Source organism: Mycolicibacterium septicum DSM 44393, from assembly GCF_000455325.1.
Lineage (GTDB): Bacteria > Actinomycetota > Actinomycetes > Mycobacteriales > Mycobacteriaceae > Mycobacterium > Mycobacterium septicum.
Map to the genome: position 1 here is coordinate 1,181,910 of NZ_HG322951.1, position 21,989 is coordinate 1,203,898.

Genomic DNA, 21,989 nt, shown 5'->3' on the forward strand with positions numbered 1-21,989 from the left:
CGCTGCCGGTGCCGGTGCGGTCGCGGCTCCGGCTCCGGTCCCCGCCGCGGCGTTCGCGCCGTATGCGGTGATGGGCAACGACCCCGATGAGGGCTTCAGCCCCACGGTCGGCGGCAAGTCCAGCGCCTCGGCACCGGCTGCCGGAATTCCCGCGGCAGCCTCGGGTGTGGCGGCGTCGCTGGCGGCACGGCGGAAGCGTCGGCGTAAGCGGGGTGCGGCGCTGGAGGACCACGCCTACGCGGATGCCTACATGGACTACGAAGCGCCGGATCCGGATCCCGCGCCTCAGCCGGAGCGGCGAGTGCGTGCATCTGAAAGCGGTTCAGGGACCATGGGATTCACCGGTACCGAAACGCAATCCGATGCTGCCGCGGCCGGTTTGACCACCTTGTCGGGCGAGAGATTCGACGAGAGCCCCGTTTCGCCGATGCTTCCCGGTTCCTGGGACCCCAACGAGGCCCCAGGTGATCCGGAAGGGGGTTCGCGCAGCTGACCAGACCGCCTTTGCATAACCATCAACCAACGATCCGAAAGGAAAAACCATGAGTCTGTTGGACGCTCACATCCCCCAGCTGATCGCTTCCGAGGCCGCCTTCGGCGCCAAGGCCGCACTGATGCGCAGCACCATCGCGCAGGCCGAACAGGCCGCGATGTCCTCGCAGGCCTTCCACATGGGTGAGGCCTCCGCCGCATTCCAGGCCGCCCACGCTCGGTTCGTCGAGGTGTCGGCCAAGGTCAACGCGCTGCTCGACATCGCGCAGCTCAACCTCGGCGACGCCGCGGGCACCTACGTCGCCCAGGATGCCGCCGCCGCCAGCACCTACACCTCGGTCTAGCCGAACAAGCTACGGATACAGGAGTTTTCATGTCTCAGATCATGTACAACTACCCGGCCATGCTGGCTCACGCCGGGGAGATGAACACCTACTCGGCTGCTCTGCACGCCGTGGGCGCCGACATCGCCGCCGAGCAGGCCGCGCTGAGCAGCGCTTGGCAGGGTGACACCGGTATGACCTACCAGGCCTGGCAGGCACAGTGGAACCAGGCCATGGAAGAGCTCACCCGGGCCTACCGTGCGATGGCATCCACCCACGAGATGAACACCATGTCGATGAGCGCGCGTGACGCCGCCGAAGGGGCCAAGTGGGGCTAGTGTCGGCGGCTCCGCGTTGAGCACTGGAGCTAACGCGGTCGAGCTCACCACCGATCAGGCCTGGTATCTCGCCGAGGTACTCGGCGCCGGAGCGTACCCGTGGGTGCTGGCCATCACGCCGCCCTACAGCGAACCGGCGCAGCGGTTCGGCTTTGCCGCCGAGCAGACCGCTGAGCTGACCAGGATGGGTGTGCTCGACGCCAGTGGTGGGGTCAATCCGCAGGTGGCGCAATGGGTTCGGCTGGCTTGCCGGGCGACCCAATGGCTCGACCTGCGGTTTGTCTCCGGCCCGGGGGATCTGCTGCGCGGGATCGTGGCGCGGTCGGGTGGTCCGTCCGGCCGGACTGTCGTGGTGTTGCGCAACGCGCAACTGGTGACGTTCACCGAGATGGACATCCATCACCCCCACGCCCTGGTCCCGGTGCTCACCGCCGGTCTGTCGCAACGCAGGCCGGCACGGTTCGAGGAGTTCGCGCTCCCGGCCGCGGCCGGTGCCCGCGCCGACGAGCAGATCCGCAACGGCTCGCCGTTGATCGAAGTGCTGGGATTCCTCGGTGTCCCGGCCTCGGCGCGGCCGATCGTGGAATCGGTGTTCGACGGACGGCGTACCTACGTCGAGATCGTCGCCGGAGAACACCGCGACGGTCACCGGGTCACCACCCAAGTGGGGGTCAGCATCATCGACACCCCCCAAGGCCGGATTCTGGTCTCCCCGTCAAAAGCTTTTGACGGGGAGTGGATTTCGACCTTCACAGCGGGCACCACCGAAGCGATCGCGATGGCGATCGAACGGCTGACGGCCTCGCTGCCCAGCGGTTCCTGGTTCCCCGACCAGCCGCTCATCCGCGACTTCGACGAGGTCGCGGCCACCGAAGACCACGCTGTACCCCACCGAGATCCACGCTCCATGAGAAGAACCCAGAAAGCATAGGAATGTCCGACAACACTGTGATGCCGATCGTTCGGGTGGCCGTGCTGGCCGCTGGAGACGACGGCGGCCGGCTGACCGAGATGGCCCTGCCGTCCGAGCTGCCGTTGCGCGAGATCCTGCCCGCGGTCCAGCGCATCGTGCTCCCCGCCGGGGGCGACGGTGCCGACAGCGGCGACAACGGCACCGGCGACCCGGTCAGGCTCAGCCTGGCCCCGGTCGGGGGAGCGCCGTACAGCCTGGATGCCACCCTCGACACCGTCGGTGTGGTGGACGGGGATCTGCTTGCACTGCAAGCCGTTCCCACCGGGCCCGCTGCCCCGCGCATCGTCGAGGACATCGCCGACGCCGCCGTGATCTTCTCGGCTGCCCGCCAGCGTCCATGGGGCGCCGCGAACATCTCGCGCTACGCATCGCTGGCCCTGATCGGGCTGATCCTGGTGGGTACCGGCCTGGCCGTCGCCCACCGGGTGGTGACCGGTGAACTGCTCGGACTGTTCGTCGCCGGCGGCATCGCCATCGCCACCGTGCTGGCCGCGCTGTCGACCAGAGGCCGGTCACCGGTCCTGGCCACGGCCCTGGCCGTCACCGCGCTGGTTCCTGTCGCGGCGGTGTTCGGGCTCGGTGTGCCAGGCGAATTCGGTGCACCCGGCATTCTGCTGGCCGCGGCCGGAGTGGCCGCCTGGTCCCTGATCAGCATGGCCAGCTCGCCCGATGACCGGGGCATCGCGGTGTTCACCGCGACCACCGTCGCCGGAGTCGGCGTGTTGCTGGTCGCGGGTGCGGCCTCGTTGTGGGAGATCAACTCGACGGTGATCGGGTGCGCGCTGATCCTCATCGCCCTCGTGGTCACCGTGCAGGCTGCCCAGCTGTCCGCGATGTGGGCCCGCTTCCCTCTGCCGGTCATCCCGGCGCCGGGCGATCCGTCCCCGTCGGCACATCCGCTTTCGGTGCTGGCCGACCTGCCGCGCCGGGTCCGGGTGAGCCAGTCGCATCAGACCGGTGTGATCGCCGCGGGCGTGCTGCTCGGCGTGGCCGGGTCGCTGGCCCTGGTCAGTTCGCCGACCGCGTCGCCGTGGGCCTGGTATGTCGTGGTGGCCGCTGCGCTCGGTGCCGCACTGCGGGCCCGCGTCTGGGACTCGGCCTCGTGCAAGGCATGGCTGCTGGGCCATCCCTACCTGGTGACCGTTGCCTTGTTGGTGACCTTCGCAATCGATGGTCGCTACCAGGCCGCGTGGTGGGCCCTGGCCGTGCTGGCCGGCCTGGTCGTGGTGTGGGTGGTCGCCGCGCTGAATCCGCGGGCTGCGTCCCCGGACACGTACTCGCTGCCGATGCGGCGCCTGGTCGGCTTCCTGGCCACCGGTCTCGACGCCTCGCTGATCCCGGTGATGGCCTTCGTCGTCGGGCTGTTCAGCCTCGTTCTCGACAGGTGATGAATCTGTGATCCACAAGAGCCTGGGTGTCCTGGCCACAGCCGGTCTGGTGCTGTTGGTCGGCTCCCCCGCGGCGGGTGCGATCAGCCCGCCCGAGGTCGACCCGCAGGTCGCCCCGCCGGCCGGCAGTGCCGGTCCGGTGGAGGCGATGGCGCAACGTTCGGCGTGCGCCACCACCGAGGTGCTGCCTGGCACCGATCCGGGGGCCGTCAACCCGAATCAGTTGGCACTCAATCTGCCCGGTGCGTGGAAGCAGAGCCGTGGACAGGGACAGACCGTCGCTGTCATCGACACCGGGGTGCAGCCGGGACCCCGGCTGCCCCATGTCGAAGGCGGCGGTGACTTCATCGAGTCCACCGACGGGCTGACCGACTGTGACGGCCATGGCACCTCGGTGGCAGGCCTCATCGCCGGGCAGCCGGGACCCGACGGGTTCTCCGGCGTGGCGCCCGAAGCCCGGCTGATCTCGATTCGGCAGAACTCGCCGCGGTTCGCCCCGCGCACCCCCGGCGCCGACGTCGTCGAGGCGCGCGTGGCGGCCGACGTGGCCAGCCTGGCCCGCGCCGTGGTGCGCGCGGCCGACATGGGTGCGCGCGTCATCAACATCTCCGTGGTGACCTGCGTGCCCGCCGACAAACACATCGACCAGACCGAACTCGGTGCGGCGCTGCGTTACGCGGCGGTCGAGAAGGACGCGGTGATCGTCGCGGCCGCGGGCAACACCCAGGGCGGGATGTCCACCGGATCGGCGTGCGGCTCCAATCCGCTTGCCGGTGCACCGAGCGATCCGCGTAACTGGGGCGGTGTCTCGTCCGTTTCCATCCCCTCGTGGTGGCAGCCCTACGTGCTGTCCGTCGGGTCGCTGAACGCGACCGGTCAGCCGTCCGGGTTCACCATGGCCGGCCCGTGGGTCGGTATCGCCGCGCCGGGAGAGAACATCTCGTCGGTGAGCAACGCGCCCGGCGGAGGCCTGTCCAATGCCATGCCCACCAACCAGGACAAGCTGGCCCCGCTCAGCGGGACCAGCTACGCCACGGCCTACGTGTCCGGCGTTGCGGCCTTGGTGCGCAGCAAGTTTCCTGATCTGAACGCGCGTCAGGTGGTGCACCGGCTGACCACGACGGCGCAGGGCGCGGCCCGTTCGCCGTCGAACGTGATCGGCGCAGGCGGTGTCGATCCGGTGGCCGCGCTCACCTGGGACGTCGCCGACATGCCGCTGGACGGACCGGCGGAGCCCGCAGGCAAACCCATTGCCGCACCGGCAGAACCGGCCCCGCGTGACAACACCGGGCGAATCGTCGCATTCGCCGGCACCGGAGCCCTTGCGCTGGCGGCCATCGCCGTCGCGTTCAGCGCATACAGACGGAAGGACCATTCATGACCGCCCGACTCGCGTTGGCGTCCCTGTTCATCGTCGCGGCGGTCCTGGCCCGGCCGTGGCAGACCGACACCGAACGATGGGTGCTCGGTGTCTCCGTCGCCGCGGCGGTGCTGTTGCTGGCCTGGTGGGGCGGGTTGTTCCTGACCACCCGGATCGCCCGGCACATCGCGGTGTTGCGGCGCAACCTCGCCAAGAACGGGCCGGCCGAGAATCCGGACGCCGAGACCGTCGTGCTGCGCGTGGATCCCGCGGACCCGGCGCAGCTTCCGGTCGTGGTCAGCTACCTGGACCGGTATGGCATCCGCTGCGACAAGGTCCGGGTGACCCACCGCGATGCCGACGGTGTGCGACGTAGCTGGATCAGCCTGACCGTTGCCGCCGTCGACAACATCGATGCGTTGCGTGCGCGGTCGTCGCGAATCCCGTTGCGGGACACCACCGAGGTCGTCGGGCGTCGGCTCGCCGATCATCTGCGGGAGCAGGGCTGGACGGTCACGCTCGTCGACGGGGTGGATGCCCCGCTGCCCGACCCGGGCAAGGAGACGTGGCGCGGCGTCAAGGACGACTCCGGATTCGTCGCGGCGTACCGCGTGAGGGTCGGCGACAAGCTGGAGACTGTGCTGGCCGAGATCGCCGCGGTGCCGGCCCAGGAGACCTGGACCGCCTTGGAGTTCACCGGATCTCCGGCACAGCCGCAGTTGACGGTGGGAGCGGCGTTCCGCACCGGGGACCGGCCGGCACGCAAGGCTCCGCTGACCGGCCTGAAACCGGCCGGTGGGCGGCACCGGCCCGCGCTGGCGGCGCTGAACCCGTTGTCTTCGGACCGTCTGGAAGGCACTCCCGCCGCACTGCCGCAGGTGCTGCCGCAGGCGTCAGTCGAACATGAAGTCCTGCAGGAAGCGGGTCATCCGGCGTAGGTAGTCCGGCTGGCTCACATGCAGTAGGTGGTTGCCGGGGAACCAGTGGAACGCGCAGCGATCCCAGTGTTCCCAGAGCATTTCGGCCTGCTGCGGCGGGGCCAGCCGATCACCGAGGCCGGTGATGATCAGCCGTCGTTCCTTGGGTATCAGTGGGCGGTAGTTCAGCGGCGAGGCGTACCGTGCCGCCGCTTCCGTCAGCGAGCGGTCGGTTCTGGCAACGAGCCGTTGCAGGGCCACCAGCTTGTTGGCCGGGAACCACTCGTCGACCGTGCGATCCGGTGTCACCACAGGGACATTGGGGACCACGGCCTGAATCCGGTCGTCCACACCGGCCAGCAGTGCCGAGGTGAAGCCACCCAGGGAGATCCCGGTCAGGGCAACCCGATCGACACCGGTGGACTCCAGATAGTCGATCACCGAACGGAAGTCGTGCACAGCCTGGGCCATGGCCTCGGAGAAGCCGGCGAATCCGTGGGAGAAGTATCCGTAACCACTGAACGGGGAGAACCGTTCGGCGCGGCGGCCGTGAAACGGCAGGGTGTACAACAACACGTCGTATCCGGAGCGGTAGAACCACGGCAACGACAGGAACAGGCCGTTCGCCAGATACGGCGACCCCATGAACCCGTGGATCACACACAACGTGGGATGCGGACCGTCACTGTGGCGCCAATGCTGGGCCCGCACAACGTTGTTGCGGGTGAACCCGTTGCACAGGTCGCGCAGGGCGGGGTTGACCGCGGTGAAGCTGCTGTCGAACCGGATGTTCTCGACCCGGCCGTGCGCGATCATCTCGGCGATCGGACTGGCCCTGCGGGTGGAGACCCGGGGTGGCCGGGTGGGCGCCGGGAACGACACCGTGGGATCTTGAGCGGTGGCCAGCTCTGCGTAGAACCGCATGTGGTCGTGCTCGGTCCGAGACGCCGACGGATGCAGCATCGACGCCAGCGTGGTCGGCACCATCGATGTGGCCACGATCGAGGCGACCCCGGTCCGCAACGCGATGTCGGCGATCGCGGAGGCATCGACGATGGCGCGCTGCCGCAGGGTCAGGTCGGCACGCCGAGGTAGGCCGCCCGCACCGGCATCGCCGCCGGGGACGTCGGGAACAGGGATCGGGGTTTCGACCGGGTCCGGGTCCACAATTCCCGATGCTAGCCAACTGCTCAGCTCAGCTTGAACAACTTCGCCGCGTTGTCGTGCAGAACGTTGCGCCGCCAGGTGTCGTCGACACCCGGCAGGTCGATCAGGTGGTGCACGGCCTCGGCATACCCGTACGGGATGTTCGGGAAGTCGCTGCCGAACAGGATGTGTTCACCCAGGTCTTTCACCCGGCCCAGTTCGCCGGCGGGGAACGGCATCATCTCCTCTACGAACGGGGTGAACGCCATCGTGGTGTCCAGGCGCACGTTGTCGTAGCGCTCGGCGAGGTCGAGGAACGCGGAGTACTCGGGCATTCCCATGTGCGCGATGATCAGCGCCAGGCGCGGGTAGCGGCTCAACAGGCGGACGATCGGGTCCGGGCCGGTGAAATCTCCGGGCGCCGGTCCGGAACCACAGTGGATGACCACCGGGACGCCGGCGTCTTCGATCTGCCCCCAGACCTGGTCGAGCAGCGGATCGTTGGGCTCGTAGTTGCCCACCTGGATGTGGGCCTTGAACACCTCGGTGCCCGCGGCGATGGCGTCGGAGACATAGCCCGCGGCGGGCTCTTCGGGGAAGAACGTGGCGGTGGCCAGGCAGTCCGGGGTGTCTTGGGCGAAGCCTCGCGCCCACTGGTTCAGCCAGGCCGCCATGTCGGGCTTGTGCGCGTAGATCAGCGAGGAGAACCGTCTGATGCCGAAGTCCCGCAGCGTGGCGACCCGCTGCGCCTCGTCGGCGCGGTAGGTGATGGGCCAGGCCCGGCCGATCAGCGGGCCCTGGCTGTCGAAGTACTGCCACACCTTGTCCATGACGTTCTTGGGCATGAAGTGGGTGTGTACGTCGACGATGCCGGGCAGGCCCAGCTCAGTCCAGATTTCGCGGACCTTTTTCGATTCATCCATCGTCGACGATCATGCACCGCCGGCCCCGGGAGGGGATGATCGGGTGGGTGTGGAATCCCGAGACCTATCTGACCTTCGCCGACCATCGGGGCCGGCCGTTCTATGACCTGCTCTCGAGGGTTGCGGCAAACGCGCCGCGACGGGTGGTCGACCTGGGGTGTGGACCGGGCAACCTGACCGGGACGCTGCTGCAGCGTTGGCCGGACGCCACGCTGGAGGCCTGGGACAGCTCACCGGAGATGGTGGCGGCCGCCCGGGCCCGCGGGCTGGAGGCACACGCCGGTGCGATCGAGGATTGGAAACCGCAACCCGACACCGATGTGGTGGTCTCCAATGCGGCCTTGCAGTGGGTGCCCTCGCATCGCGAACTCGTGGTGCGCTGGGCCGGGCAGTTGCCGGCCGGGGCCTGGATCGCTTTCCAGGTGCCGGGCAACTTCGATGCGCCCTCACACCACGCGGTGCGTGCGCTGGCCCGGCGCGAGCCGTTCATCGAGCCGCTGCGTGACATGCCCTGGCGTGACGTGGGGCAGGTGGACACGCCCGCTGAATACGCCGGGCTGCTGACCGATGCGGGCTGCGAGGTCGATGCCTGGGAGACCACCTATGTGCACCAATTGACCGGTGAGACACCGGTTCTGGACTGGATCACCGGCACAGCCCTGACTCAGGTGAAAGGGCGGCTGAGCGAAGAGCTGTGGGAGCAGTACCGCCAGGCGATCATCCCGATGCTGGCCGAGGCCTACCCGAAGCGGGATGACGGCATCACGTTCTTCCCGTTCCGTCGCGTGTTCGTGGTCGCCCACGTCGCACGGTAGTCATTACCTCCGACGTAATCGATATTCGGACCGCGCTCGGCCAGCATTGGCGTATGCCGACATTCACGACTGCGGATCGCACCGACATCCACTACGCCGACACCGGCTCCGGGTCGGTCTTGGTCTTCACCCACTCGTGGGGTCTCAATTCGGGACAATGGGACCAGATCGTCGAACAACTGGTGCGCAACGGTTTTCGCTGCGTCAGCTACGACCGGCGCGGCCACGGAAGCTCCGGCGCCTACGACGGCGAGTGGACGGTGGATCTGCTGGCCGACGACCTGGCCGCATTGTTCGCTCACCTGGAGCTCGATGACGTCACGTTGGTGGGGCACTCCCTGGGATGCGGTGAGATCGTGCGCTATCTCAGCCGACACGGGGTGCGCCGCGTGAATCGTGTGGTGCTCGTGGCGCCCCAGCTCCCGATGGTGGTCAAGACCGAAGACAACCCGGACGGCGTCGACGAGGCCATCCTCGAAGGGATGACCGCCGAGCTGGAACGCGATGTGCGGCAATGGTGTGTCGACAACGCCGCGCCCTTCTTCGGGGATCACGCGGTGTCGCCCGAGGTGGTCGAGTGGACCGTGGACCAGGTCGCCGATCTGCCCGTCGCGACTGTCGTCGCCACCCAGCGGATGGGCGCCTACACCGACTACCGCGCCGAGCTTGCCGGCCTCGACCTGCCTGTTCTGGTGATCCAGGGCGATGCCGATGCGTCGACGCCCATCGAGCTCACCGGGCGCCGCACGGTCGCGCTGCTGCCGAACGCGGAGCTCGTCGAGATCCCCGGTGCCGCCCACGGGCTGTACGTCACCCACGCCGACCGCGTCATCGAAGCGATTTGTGGAGTCTCGGCCGTGTCGGGTGCGGCCAGGACTCCACAAATCGCTGGTTAGCGGCGGGAGTTGAGCAAGTCGATGACCTGCTGGACCAGGTCGTCGATGACTGCGCCGGTGGTGTCGAGCACCAGATCGGGGTTCTCGGGCGCCTCATAGGGGGCGTCGACGCCGGTGAGGCCCTTGAGCTCACCGGACCGGGCCCGGGCATAGAGCCCCTTGGGATCCCGGCGTTCGCATTCGGCCAGTGACGTGGCGACGTGCACCTCGATGAATGGCAGCTTGGCGGCGTCGTTGAGGGCCCGCGCGGTCTCGCGGTCGGACTTCAGCGGCGATACCAGCGATGCCAGCGCCACCACCCCCGCATCGGCCAGCAGTCGGGTCAAATGCCCGACGCGGCGGATGTTCTCGGTGCGGTCGCCGGCCGAGAAGCCGAGATCATCGGACAGGCCGTGCCGCAGGTTGTCTCCGTCGAGCAGGTAGGCCACCTGGCCCGATTCGACCAGGGCCCGCTCCACGGCCACCGCCAGCGTGGACTTGCCCGAGGCGGGCAGGCCGGTGAACCAGATGGTGGCGCCGCGCTGTCCGGTGCTGGTCCAGCGGTAGTCGCGGTCCAGTGACGACGGATGCCATTTGATGTCGGACCGGTTGTGCCCGCTGGGCTTGAGCTCACGCGCCTGCAGGATGATCCCGGCGCCGACGGTGTCGTTGGACACCTCGTCGATCAGGATGAACGCACCGTTGTCGCGGTTGTCGGCGTAGTTGTCGGCCACCAGCACCGAGCTGGTACGCAACGTGACCGAGCCGATGTCGTTGAGCGCCAGCTCAACCGGGGACTCGACCTCGTCGAGGGTCTCGGGATCGAGCTTGGTGTGCAGCTCCTGGACCGTGGCCCGCACCGTGCGGGTGCCCTGCTTGAGGGCCAGCCGGTCGCCCGCGCGCAGCGGGTTGTCGAAGAACCAGCACACCGTCGCGTCGATCTCGCGGGCCAGCACGGGCGGCGCCGTGCCCTCGGAGCCGCTGACGAAGACATCGCCGCGCCCGACGTCGATGTCGTCGGCCAGTTCGATCGAAACCGACAGCGGTGCAACGCCTACCGGGCGGTCGTCGTCGAGGGTGTCCAGGGCCGTCACGATCGAGCGGGTGCCGGCCGGCAGGCTCACCACGGGGTCACCGACCGCAAGCGTGCCCGCGGACAGTCGCCCGGTGTATCGGCGGCGCTGTTGCGCGGTCGGCCGCGACACCCACTGCACCGCCAGCCTCAGGTTCGCCGGATCGGCATGCGGCGCCGACAGTTCGATTCCTTCGAGGTATTCGAGCAGGGTGGGCCCGTCGTACCAGGGGGTGTTCTGCGAGCGGTGCACCACGTTGTCGCCGAGCTTGGCGGCGATCGGGATGACGGTGAGGTCGAGCCCGCCGAGCCGGTCGGCGACCTGTTGCAGCTCACGCTCGACCTCGGCGAACCGGCCTTTGTCGAAGTCGACCAGATCGATCTTGTTGACGGTGGCGACGAAGTGCTTGATACCCAACAGTTTTGCGATGCGGGCATGGCGCCGGGTCTGGCGCAGCACACCGGCCCGGGCATCCACCAGCAAGATGGCCACGTGCGCATTGGAGGCGCCGGTGAACATGTTGCGGGTGTAGCGCTCGTGCCCCGGGGTGTCGGCCAGGATGTAACTGCGGGTGGCGGTGGAGAAGAACCGGTAGGCCACATCGATGGTGATGCCCTGCTCCCGCTCGGCGCGCAAGCCGTCGGACAGCGCCGCCAGGTCGGCCACACCGTCCGAATCGGTCACGGCCTCAAGATGATCCAGTGGCAGGCTGTCGGTGTCGTGCAGCAGGCGGCCGATCAGGGTGCTCTTGCCGTCATCGACCGAACCGGCGGTGGTGATGCGCAGCAGCTGACGCGGCCGTGCCTGATTCTCCGTCGCTCCGCTGCGCTCCGTCATCAGAAATACCCCTCTCGCTTGCGGTCTTCCATCGCGGCGACCGAGGTGCGGTCATCGGCGCGGGTCTCGCCGCGCTCGGAGACGGTGGCCGCCGAGATCTCCGTGATGACCCGGTCGATGGTGGTGGCCTCCGACCGGACGGCTCCGGTGATGGTGAGATCGCCGACCGTGCGGTAGCGCACCCACTCGACGGCGGCCCGCTCAGAACCGGCGGGCTGGGCGTACTCCGAGACCGCGAGCAGGATGCCGTCACGTTCGAAGACCTCGCGTTGGTGAGCGAAGTAGATCGACGGCAGCTCAAGGTTTTCCAGCTCGATGTAGCGCCAGATGTCCAGCTCGGTCCAGTTCGACAGCGGGAACACCCGCACCTGCTCGCCCTTGCGGATCCGGCCGTTGTACAGCGACCACGGTTCGGGACGCTGGGCCCGCGGATCCCACTGCCCGAACTCGTCACGGAAGCTCAGGATGCGTTCCTTGGCGCGTGCCCGCTCCTCGTCGCGGCGGGCGCCGCCGAACGCCGCGTCGAATCCGCCGGCCTCCAGCGCGTCGAGCAGCGTTCGGGTCTGCTGCCGGTTCCGGGACGCTCCCGGGCCCGGATCGGCGACCCGTCCGCTGTCGATGGTCTCCTGCACCGATCCGACGAGGAGTTTGTGCCCGACGCCGGTGGTGCGGCGGTCCCGGAACTCGATGACTTCGGGGAAGTTGTGTCCGGTGTCCACGTGCAAGACCGGGAACGGCAACGGTGAAGGGCGGAAGGCCTTCTCGGCCAGGCGCAGCAGGACGATCGAGTCCTTGCCCGCGGAGAACAGCAGCACCGGGCGCTGCAGTTCGGCAACCACCTCGCGGATGATGTGCACCGCCTCGGCTTCCAGCAGCCTCAGTTCGTCGACATGTAAAAGATCGGTGCTTGATGTTCTTCGCGCAAGCGGCTCATCAGTGCCCGTCATACCGGCAACCCCTCCTTCTCGGCGTCACTGCGGTAGCGGTCCACCCATTCGTCGGACCGCTGGTCTGCCTGGCGTTCCAGGACTGGCTGCGGTGCCAGTCGCGGGTCCAGGCCGAGGGATTCCAGCACTGTGGCCACCACGGTCGTGAGGTTGCGCCACAGATACGGATACGACACGTCGATGGGGGTGATGTTCTCCTCGGCGAACCAGGAGCGCCAGCCCTCCTCCTGGGCCTGCAGCAGCCTGATCACATGGGCGATGGCGCCGGCGTGGTACTCGGCGCGGGCGTCGCGTACCGGGTCGGCCCGGCCGCGCCAGACCCTGGTCTGCACCGCACGCCAGAACGAAACCGCCTGCGACACAACATCGGGACGGTAGACGTGGATCAGCACCGGGTCACTGCCGATGACATCGCGGATCGCGGCGAGCAGACCGGGCCCGGACCGCTCGGGCAGGCCCTCGGCGCGTTCCAGCAGCAACGGGGTCTGATTCCACATCAGCTTGCCGCCCCACACCCCGTTGGGGGTCCGGCCGACGGTGCGGATGTAGTCGCGCCAGATCTCCGACGGGGCCAGATCCGGCTTGCCCTCGACCAGCGGATCGAGCAGGCGCAGGATCGACTCGTCCTCGACGCCGGCGAACCATTCCCGGGGTTGCGGCGACATGCTGGTGGTCGGCAGGTACTGGAAGAACTCCTGGGGCTCGCCGGCCATGCCGGTGGCGCGCAGGGATTCCACCAGCAAGGTGCTGCCGCTGCGCTGGGAAGCGAGCACCAGGTAGGCAGTCGGATGATCTGACATGGGCGAGACTCTAACCATCATTGATTTGCGGCGCCTATCCAAAGAAGCGTCAAGAGTTTTAATTCACCGAGATGAAAACTATTGGTGCGTATCGGTGATGCCGCGGTCGACGGCGATGGCGGATCGGCTGGTGGCGGGACGGCCGTGGATGCTCAGATAGGTCTCGGTATAACGCTCCGAAATGCGGGTGCCCGCGAATTCGGAGGGGATGACGTCGAGGGTCTTCTGGCGCCAGTCGTTCAGCAATAGCGCGAGGTTCTCCGCGATCGCCTCGTCCTTGTCAGTGGCATCGGGTCCGAGCAGGTTGTTGTGCTCGGTCGGGTCCGCGACGAGGTCGTACAGCTCGCGGTCGGGCCGAGGTGCGAGGACCCGGTCGCCGAGCGCCCGTCCGGGTGGGCTGTCGGCGATATCCCACGGTAGGTCCAACAATGGCCGTGCCGCGTAATTCTCGATGTAGCTGTATTCCTTTGTGCGGATGGCTCGAATGGGGTCGAAAGAATCGTGGTAGGTCTTTGTGGTGTACACCTCGGAACGGACTTCATCCGTTTCTGCCGCGGTTGCCGTGAGGTTGCTGGCATGTGAGAGCCCCTCGACCTCACCGGGGATCTCGACGCCGATCAACTCCAGCAGGGTAGGCAGCAGATCGACCCCGCTGAACAACTCCTCGTAGCGGCGCGGCGCCACGCCAGAACCCCGCGGCGGACGAACGATGAGCGCGATGCCGGTGCCCGCGTCGTACAGCGTCGACTTGGCCCGGGGCAGCGCAGGCCCGTGGTCGGTCATGAAGACGACCCACGTGCTCTCGTCCAGGCCGGCGGCGGCCAGGGCGTCGAGCAGTTCGCCGACCTTCGCGTCGGCTACCGCGATCGACCCGTAGAACTCGGCGAGATCGTCGCGCACGTCGCCGGTGTCGGGCAGGTAGTCGGGGACCTCCACGTCCGCTGATTCGGCCGGTTCGTACCGGTCCCGTGGATACGGGCGATGCGTCTCGAAAAATCCGGCGGTCAGCAGGAACGGCTGCTGCGGAGCATCGGCCAGCCACGCGGTGGCCTGCTCGACGACGTACTCGCAGAACGAATTCGACACGTCGAACTCGTCGTAACCGAGGTTCGCCGGGTACGACGTTTCGTGCTGCATCCCGAACAGTGCGGTGTGCCAACCTGATTCGGCGAGAAGATGGGGGAGGGTACGTACTCCGGCGCGGTACTCCCAACCGTGGTGGGCCAGCCCCACCAGGCCGTTGCTCTGCGGGTACCGGCCGGTGAACAGCGAACCGCGGGACGGTGAGCACAGCGGCGCGGTGGCGTGGGCGCGGGTGAACAGGATCCCCTCGGCGGCGAGCCGATCGAGATGTGGGCTGGCGACATCCGGGTGGCCGTACACGCCGAGATAGCGGCCGAGGTCATGCCAGTGCACGACCAGCAGGTTCTGCCGTTGCGGCTCGGTCACGTCACATCCTTTCCATCCACTCTACGACCGAACAGGCTGAACCTTCCTTCCGCAACCGTTTGGATCACCGAGAGCTACTTATTCGCCGTGGCGCCCTCGGTAGGGTGGTGGCCATGCCGACCGCCACCGAACCTGCTGCGGTCAGCGGCTATGAGGCCCGCTGGGAGCAGCACAACACCGAGCGGCGTGCCCAGATCCTGCAGGCAGCGGTCGCCCTGATCGAGGAGAACCCGCCGGGCGCCGAGATCTCCATGGTGCGTATCGCGGACCGCGCGGGGGTGGCGAAGTCGGTGGTGTACCGCCAGTTCGCCGGCAAAGACGAGCTGGAGCGACGCGTCCGGTCGTATGTGTTCGACGATTTCGCGGCGGTTCTCGACACCAACCTCGACGTCGGCAACGGCTCACTGCGCGACATCCTGACCCGCACCGTGGCGGCGGTGGCCGACTGGATGCTCGATCACCCGCGGCTCGACGAGTTCGTCCGGCGCGGGCCGACCTTCGACGGCGACGGCTCGTTGGATGCGGTCAGCGAGCTCAAGCTCCGCATGACCAGGCAGTCCGAGGGCATCATCGCCACGATCGCGCAGACCATCCAGGTGGACGACAGCGCGTTCAAGACGGTCCCGTTCGCGGTGGTGACGATGGTGGAAGCCACCTTGTCGGCGTGGATCCGCGGGGCGGCCCCGGAGCGGTCACGGGAAGAGATCGTGACCCACCTGGCCGACTTCGCCTGGTACGTCCTGGATGGTGCGGCGCGCGCGAGCGAGTTGGAGATCAACCGCGATGACGAGTTGACGTCGGTGATCGCCTCGCTGATGAACCGTCAGGTGAGCAGCCCGCCGTTGTAATCAGCGATCAGGCTGCGGACGGTCTCCTGCGCACAGGACTTGTTGGTCCCGATGAAACCGGTCGGTCCGCGCTTGATCCACCCGGTGACGAACGCGCCCGGGACGCCCGGCACCCGGCCGCCCTCGTTCGGAACCGTGGCGGTGTCCTCGTCGAACGGCAGCCCCGGCACAGGCATGCCGCGATACCCGATCGAGGTCAGCACCAGACCGGTCTCGATGACCCGTTGGAGCCCAGTCGATTTCACCCGCGTAGAACCGTCGGGTGCGGCGACGAGTTCGTTGTGGACGAATTCCACGCCGGTGGCCGAGGATCGGCCGAGGACCGCGGTCGGCGACAACAGGTACTCGAGCACGATCCGACGATTGCCCATCCCGCGGGCCGCTGCGCGCAAGATCCCCGACCTGGGGTCCGACTCGGGCAGGGTACGCAGGTCCTCGTCACGGACGACGACGTCGACACCCGGTGTCGAGCACAGTCCGGCCAGTTCGGGGACCGTGAACGCGGACTGCTCGATCCCGCGCCGGCCGACCACGACCACCTCTTCGATCGCACTGTCGCGCAGCGCTTTCAGCGCATGCGAAGCGATCTCGGTGGCGGTGAGCCGATCGGGATCGACGGTGAGGATGCGGGCCACGTCGAGGGCGACGTTGCCGTTGCCGATCACGACGGCGCGCCGGTGGGAAAGATCGAAGGACCGGCCCGTGTGATCGGGATGGTCGTTGTACCAGGCGACGAACTCTGTGGCCGAGGTGACGCCGGGCATCTCGATGCCCGGGATGTCGAGGCGCCGGTCCGTCGAGGCGCCGACGGCGTAGATGACGGCGTGGTGCTCATTCAGCAGGTCGTCATGGGTGACGTGGCTGCCGACCTCGACGCCGAGTCGCATCTCCAGACGGGGGTCGGTGGCGATGTGGTCGAACTGGCGGGTCACCCCGCGGGTTCGTCGATGATCGGGTGCCACCCCGAAACGTGCCAAACCGTATGGCCGGGTGAGCCGTTCGTAGATCCGGACGCGGGCGCCGGGAATGGTCAGCACCTCTTCGGCGGCGTACATCGCGGCCGGACCCGATCCGACGATCGCGACGCGCAGGTCACCTCCGGTGCGTACCTCGAGCGGAGGGACCACCGGCGCCAGAATCGGCCTCGCCCGGGGAGTGGCGTAGAAATCGGCATTCAGCGTGGCGAACACATCCTCCGCGCCGGTCAGCTTGGTGTGCGGTTTGATCGCGTCCACCGGGCATGCCGTCACACACGCCCCGCAGTCGACGCACTCGACAGGGTCGACGTACAGCATCTGCGCGGTGTGGAAGTCAGGTTCGTCGGGTGTGGGGTGGATGCAGTTCACCGGGCAGGCGTAGACGCACGACGCGTCGCTGCAGCAGGACTGCGTGATGACGTGGGGCATCAGGCGAGGGCAACCGCTTCACGGTCCGGCACGCCGCGGTAGCGGGCGGCCTCACCGTCGATTCCGCAGCGCTTCCACACCCACCGGCCGAGCCGGTTCATCAAGCCGAGTTCCTCGCTGAGAGATCGCATTTCACCGAAGTAGCCGGACAAGATCTTGCGTGAGTGCGGGCTGCGCCAGAACGCGTCCTTGATCACCGCCCGCGGAATCCCGAACTCCTCGCCGAACGACCTCGGGGGAGCCACGATCTCGTGTGCGAGCCAGCGCAGGGTGAGCGGGAAGGCCACGCTCGCGAATGCCTTCATCCGCCACGACCTTTCCGGCAGATGGGTTTTGAGGAATTCGTGCGCCCACGCGATGTGGCGTGCCTCTTCGGCGATGTGGATCTGCATGGTCCGTAGCACCGCGGGCGGAATGTTGGCGCCCTCGCGGATCAGGCCCTTCTGGAAATGATCGATCGGCTCTTCACCGGCCAGGATGCCCGCCATGAACGCCGTGGGGGAGTACTGGCCGACGAGGCCGATGTACGGCGACAACCGGCGGAACAGCGGCCGCATGCCCGGCACGTCGACACCACTGCGGTTGACCAGCTCCTGGAACATCTGGATGTGGTTGCACTCCTCGGTCATCTCGTGCAACGCGTAGCGGAACTCGGGTGAATTGTTGGGCAGCTTCATGATGAACGCCATCAACCCGCGGATGAGGATGCTCTCGAAGGCCGCGCCGACCTTGACCGAGTTGAGGGTCCGCCAGCGGCCGATCTCGATCTGCCGGGCCAGCGGCTGGGCCTGGTACCAGGCGGTCGCGCCGAGCGGATCGACGTTCGGTGACAGCACCCAGCGCGGATCGTCGAGGTCGATGGTCAGATCGGGGGAGTCCCACGCGATGTCCAGGTAGGGGTCGAAGCGGCGGCGCACGGAGCCCTCGGACAGCGTCTGCAACAGATCCTGGTAGCCCGCATCCAGCGCTGCGGCGTCAGGAGAGGTGGAAGCCATGGCGACAATTTACCGAGACTTCAGGTCCCGGTAAATAGCGACTTGCGCGGGCCTAGGGGTGGTACGGGACCCCGACGGCGCGGAATACGTAATCGGGCCCGACGTCGAAGGCCAGCGACCGGCGTGGCAGCTGCGTCAGGACCTCGTCCGGTATCGCGGTCTTGTAGTGCAGCGACAACCGGCCGTGGCAGCGTCGGTCGATCTCGGCCACGTCGGCCGTCAGCGTGAGCCCGGTCGGGTCGAGCTCGGCGTGCATCGCACCGATCTGCGGCGCCGACCACGGCTGGTCGATGCTGCGGCCGGCAAGCTTGGGCAGGGTGGACATGGTGGCCAGCGCGCGGTAGTTCGTCAGGACCAGCGCACCGGCGTAGCTGGCGACGCTGCCGGTCGACCGCTTGCCCGGGATCGTTCCCGTGAAACGCCTGGTCACCGGGACGTACTCGGCGAGAAAGAGAATGCCTTCAGCTTCGGCTTCGGCCCGCAAACCCTCCGGCAGAGCGCCGATGTGCATCAGCTTTCGCAGGATCAGTGCCATGCCTTCGACGGTAGCGCGCAAACATGGCAAATCGGTTGGAGCTGGTAGAGATGATCTGATGAAAACCCGGGCCAGGTGGCTGATCGTGAGCGCGGTACTGGCTGTTGCGGTGTATGCGGCGCTGTGGATCGGCTACGCGATGCAGTGGACTTGGCTGGCCGACCTGGACGACGCCGGGCTGGCGGGCCCGTACCGCTACGGCGCGGCGCACCCCGCCTGGGTGACGGCGTGGGACGTGTTCTGCACGGTGCTGGGTCCGTTCGCGTTCCGGTTGCTGGCGTTGGTGATGATCGTCGTCGCCCTGATGCGGCGGCGACCGCGCATCGCTCTGTTCCTGGTCTTGACCGTCGAGCTCAGCGCGGTGACGACCGAGCTGGCCAAGTTTCTGGTGGACCGCCCGCGCCCGGCCACCGCACTGGTCCACGCGCTGTCGACCTCGTTCCCGTCCGGACACGCGCTGGGCGTGATGGTCTTGGTACTGGCCTTGTCGGCTTTGGCGTGGCCGACGCTTCGCCCGCGACTGCGGGGCTGGTGGGTGGCGGCCGGGGTGCTCGTGGTCGTCGCCATCGGGGTGGGGCGGGTCGTGCTCAACGTCCACCACCCCTCCGACGTGGTGGCGGGCTGGGCACTGGGTTACGCCTGGTTCGTGGCGGTCTACCTGCTGTACCCGCCGTACCCGCCGTACCCGGCGGTCACGGCACCGGACGAAACACCGGCAGCGCCCGGTAACGCACGCTGAAACTGGCCTCGCTGAGCGCCTCGCCGACCTCACCGTCATGGGCCACGGTGGTGGGACCGTCGACGGAGACGAACCGGAACTCCGGCACCTGAAGCTCGTGATAGAGCGGGCTGCGTTCCAGCCGGCCCAGTGCGACCGCCGTCGCGATGCGCAGCCGGCTGAAGCGTCGCCCCGTCTCCAGGATCCGCACGTCGATCAGCCCGTCGTCGAGGCGTGGGCGCTGCGACGGTGCGAATCCGGACGGGAAGTAGGTCGAATTGCCCAGGAAGAACAACTCGGTCTCAAGGGTCTTGTCGTCGTAGCTGATCCGGACCGGGGCTTCCCGGCGCAGCGTCAGATACAGCGCGTACATCCCGGCCAACCGCTTGCCCATCCGGTGCTCCAGCCTCTCCCGCGTGCGCACGTACTTCGGGTAGGCGCCGATGCTGGCGGTGTTGATCACCATGCGTTCCTCGTTGAGGCAGACCAGGTCGACGTAGGCCGCGGAGCCTTCGGCGATCGCCTCGACGGTCCGGGCCACCGAATCGCAGCCGATGTCCTTGGCGAAGTGGTTGAACGTGCCGCCGGGGAACACCGCGAGCGGAACGCCCGCGTCGACGGCGATGCCTGCCGCACACGCCACCGTGCCGTCGCCGCCACCCACGGCGAGCACGTCGGTACGGGCGGCGGTCTTCCGCAACACCGCCTCGATGTCATCGTCATCGCCGAGTTCGATGATCTCCGCGTGCGGCAAGGCCTTTCGGACCTCGTCGATGATTCGCGCACCGGTCCCGTCGCCCGAGGCCGGGTTGATCACCAGCGCGACGCCGGCGCCGTCCGGCCGGGGCTCGGTGGGAAACCGCAGTGGATCGGACTTCGGCAGTGTGGCAGCGGGGATGGTGGGTACGACGCGGGCGCCGAGGACCGCGATCGCGGCGCCGATGCCGAATCCGGCGAACACGTCTCCGGGATAGTGCGCACCGGTGGCGACCCGGGACAACCCGACCAGGCCGGCCAGCAGCGCCAACGGCAGGCCGGCTGCCGGGGACTCCAGGCCGACACCCACCGCGAAGGCCGCGGCGCTCGCGGAGTGGCCCGACGGCAGCGAATGCGAGGTCGGCATCCGCCGGATCCGCCGCGCCACCGGGATCAGGCGATGGTCTGGCCGGGGTCGCCGCCAGATCCGTTTCGCCACCTGATTGGTCAGCAGGCTCGTCACCGCCAGGCTGACCACACCGCGCGCGGCGCCGCGCCGCAACGACGCGCTGCCCAGCGCGCCCATGCCGGCCGCGATCGCGAACCACAGCTTGGAGTGGTCTGCTGCCCTGGTCAGTCCGGGCATCACGGCGTCCAGTAGGGGGCTCGGTGACTCGGCTACCGCCTCGAAGACCTCGCGGTCCAGCGTGCCCAGTCCCTTGCCGATCGCGCGAACATCCATGGCGCCAACGTAACCGTTCGCGACCGGATCGTGCTCGGAGCTTTACCCGGCCGAGAGGGACACCGACGACGATGGACGGATGCGCCGACTGCTCGCCCTGCTGTGTGCCGGGGCGTTGGCTTTGTTGTGCGCCCCGGTCGCCCGGGCCGTCGACCCTTGGTTCGCCCCCTCGGTCGGCAACGCCACCCAGGTGATTTCGGTTGTCGGCGTGGGTGGGTCGAAGGCCAAGATGGATGTCTGGCAACGCGGGCCCGCGGGATGGCAGCCGATCGGCGCCGGGATACCGGCCAACATCGGCTCCAACGGCATGGCCCCGCAGACCCATGACGGTGAAATGAAGACGCCGATGGGGGTGTTCAGCCTCGACTTCGCCTTCGGCACCGCACCCAATCCGGGCGGCGGCCTGCAATACGTCCAGGTCACCCCGGACCATTGGTGGGATGGCGACATGAAGAGCCCGACCTACAACACCATGCAGGTGTGCCAGAAGGCGCAGTGCCCGTTCAACACCGATCTGAGCAGTGGCACCGAGAACCTGAACATCTCGGCGTACAAACACGCCGTGGTGATGGGCGTCAACAAGGCCAGGGTGCCCGGCAACGGGGGTGCGTTCTTCGTGCACACCACCGACGGCGGGCCGACCGCCGGCTGTGTCGCGATCGATGACGCCACCCTGGTGAAGATCATGCAGTGGCTACGGCCCGGCGCCGTGATCGCCGTGGCGAAGTAGCCGTCAGATGTTAAGGGCGGTACCGGGTTCCAGCTTGAAGTTGAGTCCCTCCAACGACAGCGTGGCGTCGTAGGTGCGGTCGTATCCGGTGCCGCTGATCTTCCAGCCGTCGGCGGTCTTCCGGTAGCGGTCGTGATAGAACGCCGAGCCGAACAGCATGAAGTTCATGCTGGGGACGATCACCCGGTCCTGGAGGTACCAGGTGGCGGTCGCCTCGTCGCCGCTCACCTCGATCTCCGGGTGCGCGACGCGATGCTCGGTGATGACCTCGGGGCCCAACGAGCTCTTCATGTACTCGACCAGCGAATCGCGGTCGGTGAAATGCAGCGTCTTGCCCATGGACTGCCCGTAGTCGCCGGCGATGTCCTCGGTGAGGGTGTCGGCGAACTCGTCCCAGTGCTTGGTATCGAGGGCACGCAGGTACCGGTATTTGACTTGCTTGATGTCGTCGATGTCACCCATGCCCGTCATTGGAGCACACCGTGCGCGGGCGCAATACCCTCTGTGTCCACTGTGAGGAACGTGAAGGGTGTTGCGGCGGAGCGGCCATGTCCGGCCGCGCTTAGAGGCGTTGATGTCAAAGAGCTTTGGGCGACGGCGCCGTGGTGTAAGTACCCTCTCGGACACTGCGACGAATGTGTAGGCTTTTGCGGCGGAGATGCC

23 protein-coding genes are annotated in these 21,989 nt (G+C 67.8%); 12 read left to right on the forward strand and 11 right to left on the reverse strand.

The genetic code is table 11. The features are described 5' to 3' along the window. The 7 genes from TX88_RS34940 to eccE all read left to right on the forward strand — a co-directional run. A partial coding sequence (locus tag TX88_RS34940) for a PPW family C-terminal domain-containing PPE protein (protein WP_044515198.1) occupies positions 1-493 on the forward strand: 493 nt, incomplete at its 5' end. 49 nt (positions 494-542) lie between these two features. Next, entirely contained in the window at positions 543-836 is a 294-nt protein-coding gene (gene esxG / locus TX88_RS05405; RefSeq protein ID WP_029106090.1) for a type VII secretion system protein EsxG, read from the forward strand. A 29-nt stretch (positions 837-865) separates the two neighbouring features. Continuing rightward, positions 866-1,153 (forward strand): WXG100 family type VII secretion target, encoded by a 288-nt coding sequence (locus TX88_RS05410; protein ID WP_044515203.1) that lies wholly within the window; start codon positions 866-868, stop codon positions 1,151-1,153. 16 nt (positions 1,154-1,169) lie between these two features. Then, a complete protein-coding gene (locus TX88_RS05415) occupies positions 1,170-2,084 on the forward strand; it encodes an ESX secretion-associated protein EspG (protein ID WP_044515205.1) in 915 nt (304 codons plus the stop codon). Between the two features lie 2 nt (positions 2,085-2,086). Next, the gene (eccD, locus tag TX88_RS05420; protein ID WP_044515207.1) at positions 2,087-3,514 is read left to right on the forward strand and encodes a type VII secretion integral membrane protein EccD; all 1,428 of its coding nucleotides are present in this window, start codon (positions 2,087-2,089) and stop codon (positions 3,512-3,514) included. 7 nt (positions 3,515-3,521) lie between these two features. Beyond that, on the forward strand, positions 3,522-4,895 hold the full coding sequence (gene mycP, locus TX88_RS05425; protein WP_044515208.1) for a type VII secretion-associated serine protease mycosin: 1,374 nt from the start codon (positions 3,522-3,524) through the stop codon (positions 4,893-4,895). Further along, the gene (eccE, locus tag TX88_RS05430) at positions 4,892-5,812 is read left to right on the forward strand and encodes a type VII secretion protein EccE (protein ID WP_044515210.1); all 921 of its coding nucleotides are present in this window, start codon (positions 4,892-4,894) and stop codon (positions 5,810-5,812) included. Before mycP ends, eccE begins: the two co-directional genes overlap by 4 nt. On the opposite strand, the gene TX88_RS05435 is transcribed toward eccE, so the two are convergent. Both TX88_RS05435 and TX88_RS05440 read right to left on the reverse strand, forming a co-directional pair. Beyond that, positions 5,768-6,958 (reverse strand): alpha/beta hydrolase family protein, encoded by a 1,191-nt coding sequence (locus TX88_RS05435; protein ID WP_044515212.1) that lies wholly within the window; start codon positions 6,956-6,958, stop codon positions 5,768-5,770. The genes eccE and TX88_RS05435 overlap by 45 nt on opposite strands. Before the next feature lie 23 nt (positions 6,959-6,981). Then, a complete protein-coding gene (locus tag TX88_RS05440; RefSeq protein ID WP_044515213.1) occupies positions 6,982-7,860 on the reverse strand; it encodes an amidohydrolase family protein in 879 nt (292 codons plus the stop codon). A gap of 47 nt (positions 7,861-7,907) precedes the next feature. Between TX88_RS05440 and TX88_RS05445 the strand changes: the two genes are divergently transcribed. Together TX88_RS05445 and TX88_RS05450 are read left to right on the forward strand one after the other, a co-directional pair. Continuing rightward, positions 7,908-8,675, forward strand: coding sequence for a trans-aconitate 2-methyltransferase (locus TX88_RS05445; RefSeq protein WP_044519127.1), 768 nt, complete (start codon positions 7,908-7,910; stop codon positions 8,673-8,675). Between the two features lie 53 nt (positions 8,676-8,728). Continuing rightward, the gene (locus tag TX88_RS05450) at positions 8,729-9,571 is read left to right on the forward strand and encodes an alpha/beta fold hydrolase (RefSeq protein ID WP_044515215.1); all 843 of its coding nucleotides are present in this window, start codon (positions 8,729-8,731) and stop codon (positions 9,569-9,571) included. Here the strand turns inward: TX88_RS05450 and cysC are convergent. The 4 genes from cysC to TX88_RS05470 all read right to left on the reverse strand — a co-directional run bounded on the left by cysC (position 9,568) and on the right by TX88_RS05470 (position 14,656). Then, the gene (cysC, locus tag TX88_RS05455) at positions 9,568-11,460 is read right to left on the reverse strand and encodes a sulfate adenylyltransferase subunit CysN (protein WP_044515216.1); all 1,893 of its coding nucleotides are present in this window, start codon (positions 11,458-11,460) and stop codon (positions 9,568-9,570) included. The two genes, TX88_RS05450 and cysC, sit on opposite strands and share 4 nt — an antisense overlap. After that, entirely contained in the window at positions 11,460-12,407 is a 948-nt protein-coding gene (cysD, locus tag TX88_RS05460) for a sulfate adenylyltransferase subunit CysD (RefSeq protein ID WP_044515218.1), read from the reverse strand. The genes cysC and cysD overlap by 1 nt, the downstream gene beginning before the upstream one ends. Further along, positions 12,404-13,207: a trehalose 2-sulfotransferase gene (gene stf0 / locus TX88_RS05465; protein ID WP_044515220.1), complete on the reverse strand. Its 804-nt coding sequence runs from the start codon at positions 13,205-13,207 to the stop codon at positions 12,404-12,406. The genes cysD and stf0 overlap by 4 nt, the downstream gene beginning before the upstream one ends. Positions 13,208-13,285: 78 nt before the next feature. Next, complete coding sequence (locus TX88_RS05470; protein ID WP_044515223.1) at positions 13,286-14,656, reverse strand: sulfatase family protein; 1,371 nt, start codon at positions 14,654-14,656, stop codon at positions 13,286-13,288. 113 nt (positions 14,657-14,769) lie between these two features. Here TX88_RS05470 and TX88_RS05475 point away from each other — a divergent pair, with 113 nt between their 5' ends. After that, positions 14,770-15,504 carry a TetR/AcrR family transcriptional regulator gene (locus tag TX88_RS05475; RefSeq protein ID WP_044519128.1) on the forward strand — a complete coding sequence of 245 codons (735 nt, stop codon included), beginning with the start codon at positions 14,770-14,772 and terminating at the stop codon, positions 15,502-15,504. On the opposite strand, the gene TX88_RS05480 is transcribed toward TX88_RS05475, so the two are convergent. The 3 genes from TX88_RS05480 to TX88_RS05490 are packed head-to-tail and all read right to left on the reverse strand — an operon-like array spanning position 15,480 to position 18,440. Next, positions 15,480-16,910 (reverse strand): FAD-dependent oxidoreductase, encoded by a 1,431-nt coding sequence (locus TX88_RS05480; protein ID WP_044515224.1) that lies wholly within the window; start codon positions 16,908-16,910, stop codon positions 15,480-15,482. The two genes, TX88_RS05475 and TX88_RS05480, sit on opposite strands and share 25 nt — an antisense overlap. Beyond that, on the reverse strand, positions 16,910-17,905 hold the full coding sequence (locus tag TX88_RS05485; RefSeq protein ID WP_044515226.1) for an AurF N-oxygenase family protein: 996 nt from the start codon (positions 17,903-17,905) through the stop codon (positions 16,910-16,912). Before TX88_RS05485 ends, TX88_RS05480 begins: the two co-directional genes overlap by 1 nt. 52 nt (positions 17,906-17,957) lie before the next feature. Next, the gene (locus tag TX88_RS05490) at positions 17,958-18,440 is read right to left on the reverse strand and encodes a hypothetical protein (protein ID WP_044515228.1); all 483 of its coding nucleotides are present in this window, start codon (positions 18,438-18,440) and stop codon (positions 17,958-17,960) included. A 58-nt stretch (positions 18,441-18,498) separates the two neighbouring features. Between TX88_RS05490 and TX88_RS05495 the strand changes: the two genes are divergently transcribed. After that, positions 18,499-19,179, forward strand: coding sequence for a phosphatase PAP2 family protein (locus TX88_RS05495; RefSeq protein WP_044515233.1), 681 nt, complete (start codon positions 18,499-18,501; stop codon positions 19,177-19,179). On the opposite strand, the gene TX88_RS05500 is transcribed toward TX88_RS05495, so the two are convergent. Further along, on the reverse strand, positions 19,133-20,596 hold the full coding sequence (locus TX88_RS05500; protein WP_044515235.1) for a bifunctional phosphatase PAP2/diacylglycerol kinase family protein: 1,464 nt from the start codon (positions 20,594-20,596) through the stop codon (positions 19,133-19,135). The genes TX88_RS05495 and TX88_RS05500 overlap by 47 nt on opposite strands. Positions 20,597-20,675: 79 nt before the next feature. Between TX88_RS05500 and TX88_RS05505 the strand changes: the two genes are divergently transcribed. Further along, on the forward strand, positions 20,676-21,326 hold the full coding sequence (locus TX88_RS05505) for a L,D-transpeptidase family protein (RefSeq protein ID WP_044515236.1): 651 nt from the start codon (positions 20,676-20,678) through the stop codon (positions 21,324-21,326). 3 nt (positions 21,327-21,329) lie between these two features. Here the strand turns inward: TX88_RS05505 and TX88_RS05510 are convergent, their stop codons facing one another. Next, entirely contained in the window at positions 21,330-21,788 is a 459-nt protein-coding gene (locus TX88_RS05510) for a nuclear transport factor 2 family protein (RefSeq protein ID WP_209447032.1), read from the reverse strand. Positions 21,789-21,989: the final 201 nt, after the last annotated feature.

Excerpts from the sequence above, each read along its gene's own strand:
- cysD (WP_044515218.1), bottom strand. The coding sequence starts at position 12,407 with ATGACGGGCACTGATGAGCCGCTTGCGCGAAGAACATCAAGCACCGAT.
- TX88_RS05480 (WP_044515224.1), bottom strand. The coding sequence starts at position 16,910 with ATGCCCCACGTCATCACGCAGTCCTGCTGCAGCGACGCGTCGTGCGTC.
- eccD (WP_044515207.1), top strand. The coding sequence starts at position 2,087 with ATGTCCGACAACACTGTGATGCCGATCGTTCGGGTGGCCGTGCTGGCC.
- TX88_RS05505 (WP_044515236.1), top strand. The coding sequence starts at position 20,676 with ATGCGCCGACTGCTCGCCCTGCTGTGTGCCGGGGCGTTGGCTTTGTTG.
- TX88_RS05485 (WP_044515226.1), bottom strand. The coding sequence starts at position 17,905 with ATGGCTTCCACCTCTCCTGACGCCGCAGCGCTGGATGCGGGCTACCAG.
- esxG (WP_029106090.1), top strand. The coding sequence starts at position 543 with ATGAGTCTGTTGGACGCTCACATCCCCCAGCTGATCGCTTCCGAGGCC.
- cysC (WP_044515216.1), bottom strand. The coding sequence starts at position 11,460 with ATGACGGAGCGCAGCGGAGCGACGGAGAATCAGGCACGGCCGCGTCAG.
- TX88_RS05500 (WP_044515235.1), bottom strand. The coding sequence starts at position 20,596 with ATGGATGTTCGCGCGATCGGCAAGGGACTGGGCACGCTGGACCGCGAG.
- TX88_RS05490 (WP_044515228.1), bottom strand. The coding sequence starts at position 18,440 with ATGGCACTGATCCTGCGAAAGCTGATGCACATCGGCGCTCTGCCGGAG.
- TX88_RS05440 (WP_044515213.1), bottom strand. The coding sequence starts at position 7,860 with ATGGATGAATCGAAAAAGGTCCGCGAAATCTGGACTGAGCTGGGCCTG.
- stf0 (WP_044515220.1), bottom strand. The coding sequence starts at position 13,207 with ATGTCAGATCATCCGACTGCCTACCTGGTGCTCGCTTCCCAGCGCAGC.
- TX88_RS05410 (WP_044515203.1), top strand. The coding sequence starts at position 866 with ATGTCTCAGATCATGTACAACTACCCGGCCATGCTGGCTCACGCCGGG.
- TX88_RS05475 (WP_044519128.1), top strand. The coding sequence starts at position 14,770 with ATGCCGACCGCCACCGAACCTGCTGCGGTCAGCGGCTATGAGGCCCGC.
- TX88_RS05450 (WP_044515215.1), top strand. The coding sequence starts at position 8,729 with ATGCCGACATTCACGACTGCGGATCGCACCGACATCCACTACGCCGAC.
- TX88_RS05495 (WP_044515233.1), top strand. The coding sequence starts at position 18,499 with ATGAAAACCCGGGCCAGGTGGCTGATCGTGAGCGCGGTACTGGCTGTT.
- TX88_RS05510 (WP_209447032.1), bottom strand. The coding sequence starts at position 21,788 with ATGGGTGACATCGACGACATCAAGCAAGTCAAATACCGGTACCTGCGT.
- eccE (WP_044515210.1), top strand. The coding sequence starts at position 4,892 with ATGACCGCCCGACTCGCGTTGGCGTCCCTGTTCATCGTCGCGGCGGTC.